This is a genomic window from Rhizobium sp. BK376 (assembly GCF_004341625.1).
Lineage (GTDB): Bacteria > Pseudomonadota > Alphaproteobacteria > Rhizobiales > Rhizobiaceae > Rhizobium.
Map to the genome: position 1 here is coordinate 1 of NZ_SLZG01000091.1, position 1,281 is coordinate 1,281.

The following is a 1,281-nucleotide window of genomic DNA, read 5'->3' on the forward strand; positions in this document are numbered from 1 at the left end:
TTTGCGGGCGGCCATCAGTGTTTTCCGCTAGGGTCGGGTTGTTCAAGACCAACCTGACGGAAAGACCACCGATGACCAATGACATGATGAACGTGCGCTCCCTCGTTGAGAAGAGCGCGGATGCAGATTTGTTGCGTGAGATGATTGGTTTTGCGGCCGAGCGGCTGATGGAGCTGGAGGTCGGCTCGGCCACGGGTGCTGACTTCGGTGAGAAGAACCCGATGCGGCTTGCCCAACGCAATGGCTACCGTGACCGCGATTGGGAGACGCGGGCTGGAACCGTCGAGCTTCGCATTCCGAAGCTACGCAAGGGCAGCTATTTCCCCAGCTTTCTCGAACCGCGTCGGATGGCGGAAAAGGCCCTGACGGCGGTTATCCAAGAGGCGTATATCCAAGGGATATCAACACGTTCTGTCGACGACTTGGTCAAGGCCATGGGCATGTCTGGCATCTCCAAAAGCCAGGTGAGTCGTCTATGCGAAGAAATCGACGTCAAGGTGAAGGCGTTCCTCGACCGGCCGATTGAAGGTGAGTGGCCGTATGTATGGGTGGATGCGACCTACCTCAAGGTCCGGCGCGGCGGCCGCATCGTTTCCGTTGCCGTTATCATCGCCGTCGGCGTCAACAGCGATGGTCGACGCGAGGTGCTGGGGATGGAAGTCGGCACGTCGGAAGCCGAGCCGATCTGGACGGAATTCCTGCGAAGGCTGACACGTCGAGGATTGCGTGGCGTGAAGCTTGTCGTCTCCGATGCGCACGAAGGTCTCAAGGGCGCCGTCACGAAGGTTCTCAACGCCACCTGGCAACGGTGCCGGGTTCACTTCATGAGGAACGTACTGGCGCATGCCGGCAAGAGCGGCAGGCGGGTCGTATCCGCCTTCATCGCAACGGCCTTTGCCCAAGAGACGCCGGAGGCAGCCAGCGCTCAATGGCGCAGTGTTGCCGATCAGATCAGACCGAAAGTGCCGAAGCTTGCCACCATCATGGACAACGCCGAAGAGGACGTGCTCGCCTATATGACCTTCCCGAAAGAGCACCGGGCAAAGCTCCACTCAACGAACCCAATTGAGCGTCTCAACGGTGAAATCAAACGCCGCACCGAGGTCATCGGCATCTTTCCGAACGACGAAGCCATCGTCCGCCTCGTCGGTGCGCTGTTGCTCGAACAGAATGACGAATGGGCCGTCCAACGCGCCAGGTACATGACCCTTGAGACCATGGCCCAAATGAGCGATGATCCGCAAATCAGTCTGCCCGCTGTGGCACGCTGACATCCCCTCC

General features: G+C 59.5%; 1 protein-coding gene. It reads left to right on the plus strand.

Going from position 1 to position 1,281, the window contains the following annotated elements; translation table 11 throughout:
- Positions 1-71: 71 nt before the first annotated feature.
- Complete coding sequence (locus EV561_RS36955; RefSeq protein ID WP_132528784.1) at positions 72-1,271, plus strand: IS256 family transposase; 1,200 nt, start codon at positions 72-74, stop codon at positions 1,269-1,271.
- The last annotated feature ends 10 nt before the right edge of the window (positions 1,272-1,281 follow it).

What these genes read in the sequence shown, in the direction of transcription:
- EV561_RS36955 (WP_132528784.1), top strand. Translation starts at nt 72, where the DNA reads ATGACCAATGACATGATGAACGTGCGCTCCCTCGTTGAGAAGAGCGCG.